Origin of the sequence: Streptomyces alboniger (genome assembly GCF_008704395.1) — a bacterium.
Taxonomy (GTDB): Bacteria; Actinomycetota; Actinomycetes; order Streptomycetales; family Streptomycetaceae; genus Streptomyces; species Streptomyces alboniger.
On sequence record NZ_CP023695.1, the window covers coordinates 1,443,120 to 1,456,422 of the forward strand.

The window sequence follows — 13,303 nt, forward strand, 5'->3', positions numbered from 1 at the left end:
ACTAACTATGGATCAGGGGAGGCCGTCGCCGATGGCAGAACGTCCGGCACGCAAAGCGCCGCAGACCCACGTCGCACAGGTCGTGCGCACGGAGCGGCTGACCCCGCACATGCAGCGCGTGGTCCTCGGCGGCGAGGGTCTCGCCGCGTTCACGGCGGGAGAGTGCACCGATCACTACGTGAAGCTGCTCTTCGACGCCGAGGGGGTCACGTATCCGGAGCCCTTCGACATCCAGCGGATCCGAGAGGAGTTCCCCCGCGAGCAGTGGCCGGTCACCCGGACGTACACCGTGCGCTGGTGGGACCCCGAGACCCGTGAGCTGGCCCTCGACTTCGTGATCCACGGCGACGAGGGCCTCGCGGGCCCCTGGGCACGCGACGCCCGGCCGGGCGCCACGATCCGCTTCCTCGGCCCCGGCGGCGGCTACGCCCCGGACGCGGGCGCCGACTGGCACCTGCTCGCGGGCGACGAGAGCGCCCTGCCCGCGATCGCCGCGGCGGCCGAGGCACTGCCCGCGGGCGCCGTCGCCCGCGTCTTCGTGGAGGTCGAGGGCCCCGACGAGGAGCAGAAGATCGCGACGGACGCGGAGGTCGTGTGGCTGCACCGCGCGGGGCGCCCCGTCGGCCACGCCCTGATCGAGGCCGTACGTTCCCTGGAGTGGCCCGCGGGCGACGTCCAGGCGTTCGTCCACGGCGAGGCGGGCTTCGTGAAGGAGCTGCGCCGCTATCTCCGCGTAGAGCGCGAACTGCCCCGCGAGCGTCTGTCGATCTCCGGCTACTGGCGCCTCGGCCACAACGAGGACGGCTGGCAGGCGTCGAAGCGGGAGTGGAACGCGCAGGTGGAGGCGGAGCAGGAAACCGCGTAGCGCCGCGCTTGCAGGTACGGGAGAGGGCGTCCACCCCCTAGCGGGTGGACGCCCTCTCCCGTACGCGTCCCGGTGGCGCCCCCACGTCACGCCACTTCGGCATCGCCCGCGATCCGCGCGTGCAGATGCATGTCATGCCAGCCGTCCGCGTGCAGCAGCGCACTGCGCTTGGTGCCCTCCGCGGCGAAGCCGGTCTTCGAGGCGACGCGGCACGACGCCTCGTTGGCCGTCGCGTGCGTCAACTCAAGGCGGTGCAGGCCCACTTCGTCGAAGGCCCACCGCGAAAGCGCCTGCACGGCACGCGGGGCGACACCGCGCCCGCGCGCCAACGGCATCGTCCAGTAGGCGACTTCGGCCTGCCCCTCGGGAAGCGTGATCTGCCGCAGGGCCGCCCGCCCGACCACCGCGTCCGTGGCGGCGTCGGCGATCGCCCAGTACGCGTCGCGCTCGTCGGCCCAGGCCTTGCGCCAGCTCTCGATCCAGCCGAGCGCCTCGCTCTCGGATTCGGCCACGCGCGCGTGCCAGCGCTGGATCACGGGGTCCTGGAACGCCTCGTACACGGCCGAGGCGTCGGCGGCCTTCCAGGGGCGCAGGACGAGAGCGCCGGGGACGGGGAGCACGGGCTGCTCCCGGCGGGCGAGGGTGCCGGGCGCGACGACGTCGGAGATCTTGAAGGGCATGCCCTCAGCGTGGCAGCAGAGCGCACGTGACGGCACTGGTTTTCCGGACCCCGACGGCCGGCGCCCCGCCCTGACCTGCGGCGCCCCGTACGCTGGTCTCCTGATGAGACGCAAGCCCCGCATCCCGCCCGCCCCGCTCCCCCAGCGCGACGGCGTCGACCCCGTCCGGGTCAAGCTGCCGCCGGAGGGTGCGTGGACAACGGTCCGCGACCACCTGGTGGAGCGGCTCGCGGCCGGGGACGGCGTCATCGACGCGATGCTGCGCGGCGGCGAGATCGTCGGCGCGGACGGCACGCCGATCGCCCCGGACGCGCCCTACGTGCCCGGGGCCTTCGTGTGGTTCCACCGCGATCCGCCCGCCGAGGTGCCCGTGCCGTTCCCCCTCGACATCGTCCACCAGGACGAGCACATCGTGGTGGCCGACAAGCCCCACTTCCTCGCCACGATGCCCCGCGGCAGCCACGTCACCCAGACCGCCCTCGCCCGCCTGCGCACGGAACTCGGCATCCCCACGCTGGGCGCCGCGCACCGCCTCGACCGACTGACCGCCGGGCTCCTCCTGTTCACCGTGCGCACCGAGGAACGCGGCGCGTACCAGACGCTGTTCCGCGATCGCCGCGTACACAAGGAGTACGAGGCGGTGGCGGCGTACGACCCCCAGGTGCCGTTCCCCCGCACGGTCCGCAGCCACATCGAGAAGGAGCGCGGCGTCATCGCGGCGTACGAGATCGAGGGCGCCGAACCGAACAGCGAGAGCCACGTCGAACTCATCGAGCACCGCGCCGGACTCGGCCGCTACCGCCTGACCCCGCACACCGGCCGCACCCACCAACTCCGCGTCCACATGAACGCGTTGGGGTTGCCGATCCTCGGTGACCCGGTCTATCCGGTGGTGACCGGACCCGTACCGCCGGACGACTTCCGGCGGCCCCTGCAACTCCTGGCGCGCGTCCTGGAGTTCACGGATCCGGTCACCGGCGTCCCACACCGCTTCGTCAGCGGGCGAACGCTCGGCGCGTGGTCGGCGTACGACGACTGGAACCAGTAGGCGGCCGCACGGCCTCGCTCAGTAGCCGCGCCACCAGGTGACGAAGCGCCGCCAGGCCCCCTGGGCCGGGACGGGCTCGGGCACCGGCGCGGCCGGGGCGGCCTGCACCTGCGGCGCGGGCGCGGCGGGCTGCGGGCGCGGCGGCGTGGAGACCTGCCAGTCCTGGCGAGGCCTCGGCACCTGCGCCGACGGCCGGGCCATGACGTCCTGCGGAGGCCGCGGCGCGAACCGCACCGGCAGCCGCACCAGGTGCCGCGAGAGAATCGAGGACGTCCACCGCAACTCGCCCTCGTCGACGTCCAGTTCGACATCCGGCAGACGCATCAGGAGCGCGTCGACACCCGTGTCGGCGATAGCGCGGCCGATGTCCTGACCGGGACACTCGTGAGGGCCGCCGCTGAACGCCAGGTGCGAGCGGTTGCCCTTCATGCCGGCGGTGAGATCGGGGCGTACGACGGGGTCGACGTTGCCCGGCGCGATACCGAGGATCAGACCGTCGCCCGCCCGGATCCGGCGTCCGCCCAGCTCGGTGTCCTGCTTGGCGAAGTAGCCGACCATCGCGCTGAACGGCGGCTCGTCCCACAGGGACTGCTCGACCGCCTCGGGGACCGTCATCTGCCCGCCGCTGAGCTGGGCGCGGAAGCGGGGGTCGGTGAGGACCATCCGCAGCACGTTCGCGATGAGGTTGGCGGTGGCCTCGTACGCGGCGATGAGGACCAAGCGCAGATGCGCACCGACCTCGTCGTCGGTGAGCCCCGCCGGGTGCGCGATGAGATTGCTGGTGAAGTCCTCCTCGGGCGCCGCCCGGCGCCGCGCCACGAGGCCCATCAGGACCTCCATGATGTACGCGTTGCTGGCGATGGCGGTCTCGGTGCCCTTGATCATGTCGCGGGCCGACTGCACCATCCGCTCGTTGTACTCCTCGGGCATGCCGAGGACGTGGCACATCACCATCATCGGCAGATGCTCGGCGAACTGGCTGACCAGGTCGGCCTCGCCTGCCTGGCAGAAGTCGTTGAGCAGGTGGTTCGTATAGCGGTTGATGTAGCGGCGGATGCCGCGGTGGTCGATGCCCGACATGGCGCCGGTGACCGCTCCGCGCAGCCGCTGGTGCTCGTCGCCCTCGACGAAGCTGCACATGGGCTGCCAGCTGAAGACGGGCGCGAGCGGGTGGTCCGGCCCGGCGGTGCCGTCCCGTACGGCACGCCAAATGCGCGAGTCCCGGGTGAACTGCGAGGGCGTGCGGACCATGTGGAGGTTCTCGCTGTGCCCGAGGACCGCCCAGATCGGCACGTCGTTGTGGATCAGCACGGGAGCGACCGCGCCGTGTTCGGCGCGCAGCTTCTCGTACAGGCCGGCGAGGTCGGCGTCCGCCTCGGGGCCGTAGAGGCGGCGCAAGCCCCCCGGCCCGAGGCCGTGGGCGGGGCAGCCGGGGGGCGGCGCGGCGGCGTCGTCGGTGCCGGGCCAGGAGGGGGAGGGAGTCGTCACGTTCGTCGCTCCGGGTTGGCGGAAGGGGGTGTGGGAGGCCGGGGTGTCAGACGCGGGCACCGGCCACCGTCAGGGAGTGGAGGTAGCGCATCAGGGTCATCAGGACGTCCCGGCTGGACTCCCTGAGACGGGCGTCGCAGGCCATGATCGGCACCGCGGGTTCCAGGTCCAGGGCCCTGCGCAACGTCTCGACCGGATGCCGGGGCGCGTCCGGGAAGTCGTTGACGGCGATGACGAACGGCACGCCGCGCTCCTCCAGGCGGCCGATCACGTCGAAGCTGACTTCGAGGCGGCGGGTGTCGATGAGCACGACCGCGCCGAGCGCGCCCTCGAACAGTCCGTTCCACAGGAACCAGAAGCGCTCCTGGCCGGGGGTGCCGAAGAGGTAGAGGACCAGTTCGTCGGAGATGCTGATGCGGCCGAAGTCCATGGCCACGGTGGTGGCCGTCTTCGTCTCGGAGCCGTAGTTGTCGTCGACGCCGATGCCCGCCTCGGTCATCGTCTCCTCGGTGGTCAGCGGACGGATCTCACTGACCGAGCCGACCATCGTCGTCTTGCCGACCCCGAACCCGCCGACGATCACGACCTTCACGGCGGCCGCGGCCGTGTGCGGCAGGACGTCCTCGCTGCGCGGGCCGGTGATCGTGTCCGTGTTCTTAGAGTTTCTGAAGTCCATGCATCACCGCTTCGAGAAGGGACCGGTCGGGGAGCGCGGAACGGACGATGGGGGCGCGCGCCTGGACGAGCCCGGTCGCGAGTAACTCCGTCAGGACGACGGTCACCACGCTGAACGGCAGCGCCAGATACGCCGACAGCTCGGCGACGGAGAGCGGCGTCCCGCACAGTCGCAGCACCGCCGAGTGCTCAGGCTGCGCCATGGGCGACGCTTCGCCCTGGGCCACGATCAGCGTCACGAGGTCGAGGGGCGCCCGCTCCGAGTCCTCGCCCGTCAGGATGTACAGCCGCGCCGGGTTCTCGGGGGTGCGGCGTTCGCGCTGGGGAGGGGCGTCCGGGTCGGGGGCGTCTCTGGCGGGGGCGTCCCGCCGGGAAGGGAGATCCCCGTTCGAAGGGCCGTGCGCAGGGCCTTGCGGAGGAGTCATACGGCCTGCCCGTCACGCCGTGGGGGGCTCGTCAGATGGGCCCCGATGCGTACGACGAGGTCGCGCATCCGGGTGCCGACGAGGCCCGCGTCGACGGTCTCGTCGGCGAGCACCGCGAGGTAGGCGCCGGCACCGGCGGCCATCATGTAGAAGTAGCCGCCGTCGATCTCGATGATGACCATCTTCATGCCGCCGTCGCTGTGCGGGATCTCGGTGGCCACGGCGGCGGCCAGGCTCTGGAGCCCGGCGCAGGCGGCGGCGATGCGGTCGGCGGCGTCCGGGTCGCCGCCGTAGCGCGCGATGCGCAGGCCGTCGGCGGAGAGCACCACGATCTGCCGGGTCTGCGGCACCCCGTCGGCGAGTTCTTTCAGCATCCAGTCGAAATTGGCGCGCTGCTGGATCACTGCCAGCCCTCCTCGTCGGCCCTGCCGTGGTTGTTCTGGGTGGTTCCCTGCGTGCCGCGCGCCGCCGAGGGATCGGGGTCGTCCGGGTCGCCCTTGACGCCCTTCATGAACGCCTCGATCCACAGGCCCGGTTCGGTCCCCTCCTTCTTGGGAGGCGCAGGGGGCGGCGCGGTCGCGGCCGCGTGCGCCTCGGCGGCCCGCTGGGCCTCGGCCTCGCGCGCGTACCGCTCGCTGAGCGAGATCTTGACGCGGCTGCGGCGCTGCGGCAGGCCGTTCTCGGTCCACTCGGTGACCTCGGGGACGTCATCCTCCATGGTCGCGGTGAGCGGGGAGCGCAGGGGCGGGCCCGCGGTGACGACGCGGGGCTTCTTGCGGCGGATGTTGCGGGCGGGCTCCTCGATGAGCCGTCCGCCGTTGTCCACGCGGGGCACGGCGGAGGCGCCGATGCCGTGGGCGAGGCCGGGGGCGGGCTCGGTGGTCATCATGTCGCGCGGCACGATGAGCACCGCGCGGACACCTCCGTAGGCGGACTGCCGCAGGGAGATCTGCATGTTGTACATCTGCGAGAGGCGCCCGACGACCGCCATGCCGAGGCGCGGGGTCTCACCGAGGTCGTTGAGGTCGATGCCGGCCTGCGCCTGGGCGAGCATGCGCTCGGCGCGGGCGCGGGCCTCCTCGCTGAGGCTGACGCCGCCGTCCTCGATCTCGACGGCGATGCCGGTCTGCACCTCGACGGCGGTGACGTGCACCTTGGTCTGCGGGGGCGAGTACCGGGTGGCGTTGTCGAGGAGTTCGGCGCAGGCGTGGATCAGCGGTTCGACGGAGGTGCCCTTGATCGCGACGTTGGCGATCGAGTGGAGCTCCACGCGCGGGTAGTCGAGGATCCGGGACATCGCGCCGCGCAACACGCTGAACAGCGGGACGGGCTTGGGCCACTGGCGGCCCGGCCGGGCGCCGCCGAGCACGGCGATGGAGTCGGCGAGGCGGCCGATCAGCGCGGTGCCGTGGTCGATGCGCAGCAGGTCGTCGAAGACCTCGGGGTTGCGGCCGTGGAACTCTTCCATCTCGCGCAGTTCGGCGGCCTGTTGGTGGACGATCGACTGGACGCGCCGGGCGATGTTCACGAAGGCGCGCTGCGCGGACTCGCGCATCGACTCCTCGCGGTCCAGGGTGTCGAGGACCGAGCGGAGCAACTCGCGCTGGGCGTGGGGCAGATCGCGGTAGGCCTCGTCGTTGTCGACGACGTTACGGATCACCTCGACGGGCGATTCGCCCTGCCGCAGCCGCCAGAACGCCTCGGGCAGGATCTCCTGGCCGAGCCGGATCGTCTCGTGGTCGTGGGATGCGATGCGCCCTTCGAGGTAGGCGAGCCGCTGTGCGTACTGTGCGCGCTGGCCCCTGATGGTCCGGCCGCGCCGCACGGCTTCCGTGCCGACCACGATGACCATGAGGGTCGCGACGGCGCCGCACCAGCCGACGGCGGCCCTGGCCGGCTCCGTCACCGTGGCGACGGCGGCTCCGGTCGCCGCGGCCATCAGCATGGCGGGCAGCAACAGCACACGCGCGTAAGGGACTTCTCGGCCACCGGGAGGCGATTGAACACTCACCATGTATGCCCTCTGAACACTCGTCTTGGGGAAGGGGGGTGGGGACGGGGGTGCGGGGATGGGGGTGCGGGAAGGGAGGTGCGGGAAGGGTTGCGGAAAGCGAGGAGCGAAAACGAACTATCGAAAGATTTGGGAACAAGCGCGCGAATCTATCGCAACTCGTTTCAACTCGCCGCGCTCCGGGCGAGCTTAGTCCGCCGGAATCATCGCCGAGTCATATTCGGCAACCCCCTGCCGCGACCTCGCCGACAGGAATACACTCGCCCCATTTACACGCGCGGCGATCATTCGAACACGTGGTGTGACGCTCTCGAACACACAAAACCCCGCTCCCCTGAAGGGGAGCGGGGTTCCTTCGCGCTGTCGGGCTAGCCCACCGAGCTGTACGCCACCACACCGCGCAGCAGCTGGTCGACCGCCCTGCGGGCGTTCTTCGCGACCGTGCTGCCGCCCTCGCGGGGAGCCGCCGCCGCGATCTGCCCGAGGACGTCGATGACCTGCTTGCACCAGCGTACGAAGTCACCGGCCGGCATCTCCGCCTCGCGCAGCACCTCGTCCAGGCCCTTGCCGCCCGCCCACATGAACGCCGCCCAGGCGAAGCCCAGCTCCGGCTCGCGCTGGCCGACGCCCTCCGCCTGATTGATCTTGAACTCCTCCTCAAGGCCGTCCAGGCGGCCCCAGATGCGCACCATCTCGCCGAGCGCCGCCTTCGCGGCGCCCGAGGGGAGCTTCGGCGCGAGCGCGTCGTCACTGACCCGCGACTCGTACACCAACGCCGAGACGCACGCGGCCAGTTCGCCCGGGCTCAGCCCCTCCCAGACCCCGGCGCGCAGGCACTCGCTGGCCAGCAGGTCCAGCTCGCCGTAGAGCCGGGCGAGGCGCTTGCCGTGCTCGGTGACCTCGTCGCCCCGCAGATAGTCCAGCTCGGTCAGGAGCGCGACGATGCGGTCGAAGGTGCGGGCGATGGTGTTCGTACGCCCCTCGATGCGGCGCTCCAGCTGCGAGGTGTCCCGCTTGAGGCGGTGGTAGCGCTCGGCCCAGCGCGCGTGGTCCTCGCGCTCGTCGCAGCCGTGGCACGGGTGGGCGCGCAGCTCCGTGCGGAGCCGGGCGATCTCCTGGTCGTCGGCCGCGTCCGCGCGCCCCCTGCGGTGCCGGTCCGGCACGAGGTGCCCGGCCTTGGTGCGCAGCGCCGAGGCCAGGTCGCGGCGGGACTGCGGCGAGCGGGCGTTGAAGGACTTCGGGATGCGCATCCGCTCCAGGGCCTCGACCGGCACCGGGAAGTCCATCGACGCGAGCCGCTTGACCTGCCGCTCGGCGGTGAGCACCAGCGGCCGGGGGCCATCCACGTGGTCGAAACCGCGGTGGCCGTTGGCCCGCCCGGCGGGCAGCCCGGGGTCGAGGACGAGCGCGAGGCCCGCGTACTTCCCCGTGGGTACGTGGATGACGTCCCCCGGCTTGAGCTTCTCCAGGGCGGCAGCGGCGGCGACCCTGCGCTGGGCCGCGCCCTGCTTGGCCAGTTCGTTCTCCCGGTCCTTCAGCCGGCGCCGCAGGCGCGCGTACTCCTCGAAGTCGCCCAGGTGGCAGGTCATGGAGGCCTTGTAGCCCTCCAGGCCCTCCTCGTTCTTCTGTACCTGACGGGAGATTCCGACGACCGACTTGTCTGCCTGGAACTGCGCGAAGGACGTCTCCAGAAGCTCGCGCGAGCGGTGCCGTCCGAACTGCTCGACGAGGTTCACCGCCATGTTGTACGACGGCTTGAAGCTGGAGCGCAGCGGATACGTGCGGGTGCCCGCGAGCCCGGCCAGGTGCTCGGGGCTCATGGCGCGCTGCCAGAGCACCACGGCGTGACCCTCGACGTCGATGCCGCGCCGTCCGGCACGGCCGGTCAGCTGGGTGTACTCACCGGGGGTGATGTCGGCGTGCTGCTCGCCGTTCCACTTGACGAGCTTCTCCAGCACCACGCTGCGCGCGGGCATGTTGATGCCGAGGGCGAGGGTCTCGGTGGCGAAGACGGCCTTGACGAAGCCGCGCAGGAACAGCTCCTCGACGACCTCCTTGAAGGTGGGCAGCATGCCCGCGTGGTGCGCCGCGATACCGCGCTCAAGACCCTCCAGCCATTCGTAGTAGCCAAGGACGTGGAGGTCCTCCTCCGGGATCGAGGCCGTGCGGTCCTCGACGATCTCGCGGACCTTCCTCCGCGCCTCGTCGTCGTTCAGCCTGAGGCCGGCGTACAGACACTGCTGCACGGCCGCCTCGCAGCCCGCGCGGCTGAAGATGAACGTGATCGCGGGGAGCAGTCCCTCGGCGTCGAGCCGCTCGATGACCTCGGGGCGGCCCGGCGTCCAGATCCGCGACCGCTGCCTGCGCTCCCGCTCGCGATCGGCCTCGCGGACCATCTTGCCCTTGCGACGGTCCCGGGGATTGTACGAACGGCTGGCCTCCATGCGGGCCATTCGCGTCAGGTCGGGGTTGACGGCCTTCTTGTGGCCCTCGCCCTCCTCGAAGAGGTCGTACATCCGGCGCCCGGCGAGCACGTGCTGGAACAGCGGCACGGGCCGGTGCTCGGAGACGATCACCTCGGTGTCGCCGCGCACCGTGTCGAGCCAGGCGCCGAACTCCTCGGCGTTCGACACCGTGGCCGACAGGGAGACGAGGGTGACCGACTCCTGGAGGTGGATGATCACTTCCTCCCAGACGGCGCCGCGGAAGCGGTCGGAGAGGTAGTGCACCTCGTCCATGACCACATAGCCGAGGTTCAGCAGCGACTGCGAGCCCGAATACAGCATGTTCCGCAGGACCTCGGTGGTCATCACGACCACCGGGGCGTCGGAGTTGACGCTGTTGTCGCCGGTGAGGAGGCCGACCTTGTCCGCGCCGTAACGCTTGGCGAGGTCGGCGTACTTCTGGTTGGAGAGCGCCTTGATGGGCGTGGTGTAGAAGCACTTCTTGCCCTGAAGGAGGGCGAGGTGGACGGCGAACTCGCCGACGATCGTCTTGCCCGACCCCGTGGGGGCGGCCACCAGCACGCCCTTGCCCGCCTCCAACGCCTGGCAGGCCTCGATCTGGAAGGGGTCGAGGCCGAATTCGTACATCTCGCGGAAGGACGCGAGTGCGGTGGCCTGCTCGACAGCGCGCTTGCGCGCCGCCGCGTACCGCTCGGCCGGTGAGAGGTCCTCTGTCATCGTGCTTTCGAGACTACCGGGCACCACTGACAACGGACGATCATTATCGGCGGCTCAGACGGCCAGCACCCGCACCGCCCCCGGCACGCACTCGGCCCGCAGCGGCAGGGCGCCCAGCGGCTCCCCGTCGGCGTATCCGGTGACGCGGGGCGCGGCGAGCTCGACCGTGGCCGCCCGGTACACGGTCACCTTGGGATGGTCGAGGTGCGTGCTCTTGTAGACCCGCGGGAACACCGTGAGCAGCGTCGTACGGCTGCACTCCCCCACCACCGTGATGTCGAAGAGCCCGTCGCTCAGGTCGGCCCCGGCGCAGATCCGCATGCCACCGCCGTACGAAGGTCCGTTGCCGACGGCGACCAACGTGGCCTCGATCTCGTGGACGTCGCCGCCGTCCAGCGTGATCCGGTACGGGACGGGCCGGAAGGCCGCCAGTTCGGCGACCATCGCGAGGTCGTACTTGAAGCGCCCCGTGGGCCACCGCATCCGGTTGCCCCTGTCATTGACCCGGGAGTCGAAGCCGGACGCCAGTACGGTCCCGAACCACGTGCCGCCGACCCTGCCGAGGTCGATGTCGCGCGTACGCCCCCCTTTGAGCGCCTCGGCGACGACCTCCCCCGCGGCGGCCGCCTCGCGCACCGGAAGCCCGAGGGCCCGTGCGAAGTCGTTGCCGGTGCCCACGGCGATCACCCCGAGCGGGGTGCGGGTCCCGGCGACGGCCTGGAGCGCGAGGCTCGCCATGCCGTCGCCGCCGACGGCTATCAGCGCTCCGGTGCCGCCCTCGACGGCCTCCCTGGCCCGCCGCAGCGCGTCGGGGGCGTCCTCCCCGATGACGGTGCGCACGGAGAAGCCGCGGTGCCGCAAAGCGGAAGCGGCCGGCTGCGCCGCCTGGGCGCCCCGGCCGCGGCCCGCGGTGGGATTGACGAAGAGGGTGATCTCGCTGGTCACGGCGGGACCCTACAAGGTCAGGTCACATCGTCGAAACCGTTGACGCGGTGATCGGCCCGGCCGGTGCCCGCCTGCTCGGGCAGGGCCCTCGGCGAGGCGACGGGCTCGATGCCGCCGATGGCCTCGGGGGTGAGGTCGATGTCGGAGGCCTCGTCGTCGTCCAGCTCGGCGTCGGGGTCGTTGCGGCGGCGGCGCCTGTCGTTCAGGAAGGAGATGCCGACGGCCATGAAGTAGAGGACGACGATCGGTCCGGCGAGCGCGATCATGCCGACGGGGTCGGTGGTCGGGGTCGCCACGGCGCCGAAGACGAACACGCCCATGACCACGCCGCGCCACCACGTGAGCATGCGGCGCCCGGTCACCATGCCCGTCATGTTGAGCATCACCAGCAGCAGCGGCAGCTCGAAGGAGGCGCCGAAGATGAGGACCATCCTGACCGTGAAGTCGAGGATCTTGTCCATCGCGAGCAGGTTCTCGGCCTGGTCGGGCGTGATGCTGATCAGGACGCGCATGCTGACCGGAAGGATCGTGTAGGCCAGCCAGGCGCCCGCGAAGAAGAGGGGCACGGCCGCCGAGACGAACCAGTAGGTGTACTTCCGCTCGTGCCGGTGCAGGCCCGGCGCGACGAACGCCCACAGCTGATACAGCCAGACCGGGCTGGAGACGATGATGCCGACCATGAGGCTGACCTTCACCGTGGTGGTGAAGGGCGACAGCAGGTCGTTGAACGTGACCTTCGCGCAATGGCCGCCTGTCGGGTCCATGCCCGGCTTGCAGCGCGGCACCGGATCAGCCAGGAACTCCATCAGGTCCTGGCTGTAGAAAGCCGCCACGACCGACACGATGGTGATCGCCAGCATGCCCTTGGCGAGCCGGTTGCGGAGTTCGCGCAAATGCTCCGCGAGAGGCATCCGCCCCTCGGGGTCCTTCTCCTTCTTGCGGGCAGACTTGAGCAACCCACGTCCTCATCTCGTGCGGCAGGCCGGCCGTCGCCGGCCTTGGATCAGCGCTTCGTCGTGTCGGTCGGCTCGGTGACCGGGCGCGAGCTGGTCACGTCGCCGGGGGCCGCCTGGATGGTGCGCTGCTGGACGGCGGGGTCGCTCGGCGGGTCGGCCGGGGCGGCGTCGTCGGTCTTGCTCTCGGACTTCATGGCCTTGGCCTCGCTCTTGAGGATGCGGGCCGACTTGCCGAGGGAGCGTGCCATGTCGGGCAGCTTCTTGGCTCCGAACAGCAGGACGATGATGACGAGGATGAGGACAATCTCGGTGGGGCCGAGCCTACCCATAGCTATTTACCTTCTTCACCGAGGCGACAGGAGTCTGGTTGCTCGGCAGACCGGACATATATCCGATCTCCGCGCTGTCAGCGATCGTAACCCCCCGGGGTAAACGCTCGGCAATCCCCGCGCATACTCCGAGTGCGGCCCCCGCCTCGTTCCCGGGCCGCGTTCGCAGGGTACCCGCCCGCCTCGGGGAGTTGACAGGTCGCGGAGGCCGCGGGGCCGCGGGGGCTAAACCGCCTCGCGCCCCGCACGGGCCGCGGCGGCCGCGGCCTTCTCCAGGTCCTCGGCCGCCTGGTTGATCTGCCGTGTGGTCTCGCTCACTTGACGGCCGAGGCGCTCCGCCTCCACGAAAACCTTGATCGCCATTACGCCGAGGACGGCGAGACCCAAGAAGCCCGCCGCGATCGCGAGCATCGCCCAGAACATGCGCCGAGCCTAGACGGTCGAGTGCAGACGCAGCGTCCGCACCCCGCCGCCGGTGAGGAGTTCGACGATGCGCTCGCCCGCGGGCTTGCGCACCGCGACCTCGCACTCCGGGCAGGTGAAGGAGTAGAAGGTGGTGCGGGGGCTGGCGCCGATCGCCAGGCGCAGCGCACCCGCGGAGAGCTCGAAACGGGCGCGGCAGTCGGGGCAGGCGGCCGTGAACAGGACGGGGGCGGGCCCCGGCTGCGCCGGCACTCCCGGCAGACCGGACATGGTCGG

At 71.1% G+C, this 13,303-nt stretch carries 14 protein-coding genes; 2 read left to right on the forward strand and 12 right to left on the reverse strand.

What is annotated here, in order from left to right; genetic code table 11:
* The first annotated feature begins 31 nt into the window (after window positions 1-31).
* Window positions 32-865: a siderophore-interacting protein gene (locus CP975_RS06235; RefSeq protein WP_055536154.1), complete on the forward strand. Its 834-nt coding sequence runs from the start codon at window positions 32-34 to the stop codon at window positions 863-865.
* 86 nt (window positions 866-951) lie between these two features.
* Here the strand turns inward: CP975_RS06235 and CP975_RS06240 are convergent, their stop codons facing one another.
* Complete coding sequence (locus CP975_RS06240; protein ID WP_150476646.1) at window positions 952-1,545, reverse strand: GNAT family N-acetyltransferase; 594 nt, start codon at window positions 1,543-1,545, stop codon at window positions 952-954.
* Window positions 1,546-1,648: 103 nt separating this feature from the next.
* Here CP975_RS06240 and CP975_RS06245 point away from each other — a divergent pair, with 103 nt between their 5' ends.
* Complete coding sequence (locus CP975_RS06245; protein ID WP_150476647.1) at window positions 1,649-2,593, forward strand: RluA family pseudouridine synthase; 945 nt, start codon at window positions 1,649-1,651, stop codon at window positions 2,591-2,593.
* An 18-nt stretch (window positions 2,594-2,611) separates the two neighbouring features.
* Here the strand turns inward: CP975_RS06245 and CP975_RS06250 are convergent, their stop codons facing one another.
* The 11 genes from CP975_RS06250 to CP975_RS06300 all read right to left on the reverse strand — a co-directional run bounded on the left by CP975_RS06250 (window position 2,612) and on the right by CP975_RS06300 (window position 13,297).
* The gene (locus CP975_RS06250; RefSeq protein WP_150476648.1) at window positions 2,612-4,081 is read right to left on the reverse strand and encodes a cytochrome P450; all 1,470 of its coding nucleotides are present in this window, start codon (window positions 4,079-4,081) and stop codon (window positions 2,612-2,614) included.
* A gap of 46 nt (window positions 4,082-4,127) precedes the next feature.
* Complete coding sequence (locus tag CP975_RS06255) at window positions 4,128-4,757, reverse strand: GTP-binding protein (RefSeq protein ID WP_030782955.1); 630 nt, start codon at window positions 4,755-4,757, stop codon at window positions 4,128-4,130.
* A complete protein-coding gene (locus CP975_RS06260; protein ID WP_055536461.1) occupies window positions 4,738-5,181 on the reverse strand; it encodes a DUF742 domain-containing protein in 444 nt (147 codons plus the stop codon). The genes CP975_RS06255 and CP975_RS06260 overlap by 20 nt, the downstream gene beginning before the upstream one ends.
* Window positions 5,178-5,585 carry a roadblock/LC7 domain-containing protein gene (locus CP975_RS06265; protein WP_030782949.1) on the reverse strand — a complete coding sequence of 136 codons (408 nt, stop codon included), beginning with the start codon at window positions 5,583-5,585 and terminating at the stop codon, window positions 5,178-5,180. Before CP975_RS06265 ends, CP975_RS06260 begins: the two co-directional genes overlap by 4 nt.
* Window positions 5,582-7,195 (reverse strand): ATP-binding protein, encoded by a 1,614-nt coding sequence (locus CP975_RS06270; protein WP_150476649.1) that lies wholly within the window; start codon window positions 7,193-7,195, stop codon window positions 5,582-5,584. The genes CP975_RS06265 and CP975_RS06270 overlap by 4 nt, the downstream gene beginning before the upstream one ends.
* 365 nt (window positions 7,196-7,560) lie before the next feature.
* Window positions 7,561-10,374, reverse strand: coding sequence for a DEAD/DEAH box helicase (locus CP975_RS06275; protein WP_055534851.1), 2,814 nt, complete (start codon window positions 10,372-10,374; stop codon window positions 7,561-7,563).
* A gap of 54 nt (window positions 10,375-10,428) precedes the next feature.
* Window positions 10,429-11,319 carry a diacylglycerol kinase gene (locus CP975_RS06280; RefSeq protein ID WP_055534849.1) on the reverse strand — a complete coding sequence of 297 codons (891 nt, stop codon included), beginning with the start codon at window positions 11,317-11,319 and terminating at the stop codon, window positions 10,429-10,431.
* A gap of 17 nt (window positions 11,320-11,336) precedes the next feature.
* Window positions 11,337-12,275, reverse strand: a complete 939-nt coding sequence (gene tatC, locus CP975_RS06285) for a twin-arginine translocase subunit TatC (protein ID WP_030782937.1) — start codon at window positions 12,273-12,275, stop codon at window positions 11,337-11,339.
* A gap of 47 nt (window positions 12,276-12,322) precedes the next feature.
* Complete coding sequence (tatA, locus tag CP975_RS06290) at window positions 12,323-12,604, reverse strand: Sec-independent protein translocase subunit TatA (RefSeq protein ID WP_030782934.1); 282 nt, start codon at window positions 12,602-12,604, stop codon at window positions 12,323-12,325.
* 225 nt (window positions 12,605-12,829) lie between these two features.
* On the reverse strand, window positions 12,830-13,027 hold the full coding sequence (locus CP975_RS06295) for a hypothetical protein (protein WP_055534847.1): 198 nt from the start codon (window positions 13,025-13,027) through the stop codon (window positions 12,830-12,832).
* A 9-nt stretch (window positions 13,028-13,036) separates the two neighbouring features.
* A complete protein-coding gene (locus CP975_RS06300) occupies window positions 13,037-13,297 on the reverse strand; it encodes a hypothetical protein (RefSeq protein ID WP_055534845.1) in 261 nt (86 codons plus the stop codon).
* Window positions 13,298-13,303 lie beyond the last annotated feature (6 nt).

What these genes read in the sequence shown, in the direction of transcription:
- CP975_RS06245 (WP_150476647.1), top strand. Translation starts at nt 1,649, where the DNA reads ATGAGACGCAAGCCCCGCATCCCGCCCGCCCCGCTCCCCCAGCGCGAC.
- CP975_RS06260 (WP_055536461.1), bottom strand. Translation starts at nt 5,181, where the DNA reads ATGACTCCTCCGCAAGGCCCTGCGCACGGCCCTTCGAACGGGGATCTC.
- CP975_RS06275 (WP_055534851.1), bottom strand. Translation starts at nt 10,374, where the DNA reads ATGACAGAGGACCTCTCACCGGCCGAGCGGTACGCGGCGGCGCGCAAG.
- CP975_RS06235 (WP_055536154.1), top strand. Translation starts at nt 32, where the DNA reads ATGGCAGAACGTCCGGCACGCAAAGCGCCGCAGACCCACGTCGCACAG.
- CP975_RS06295 (WP_055534847.1), bottom strand. Translation starts at nt 13,027, where the DNA reads ATGTTCTGGGCGATGCTCGCGATCGCGGCGGGCTTCTTGGGTCTCGCC.
- CP975_RS06240 (WP_150476646.1), bottom strand. Translation starts at nt 1,545, where the DNA reads ATGCCCTTCAAGATCTCCGACGTCGTCGCGCCCGGCACCCTCGCCCGC.
- tatA (WP_030782934.1), bottom strand. Translation starts at nt 12,604, where the DNA reads ATGGGTAGGCTCGGCCCCACCGAGATTGTCCTCATCCTCGTCATCATC.
- CP975_RS06300 (WP_055534845.1), bottom strand. Translation starts at nt 13,297, where the DNA reads ATGTCCGGTCTGCCGGGAGTGCCGGCGCAGCCGGGGCCCGCCCCCGTC.
- CP975_RS06255 (WP_030782955.1), bottom strand. Translation starts at nt 4,757, where the DNA reads ATGGACTTCAGAAACTCTAAGAACACGGACACGATCACCGGCCCGCGC.
- CP975_RS06270 (WP_150476649.1), bottom strand. Translation starts at nt 7,195, where the DNA reads ATGGTGAGTGTTCAATCGCCTCCCGGTGGCCGAGAAGTCCCTTACGCG.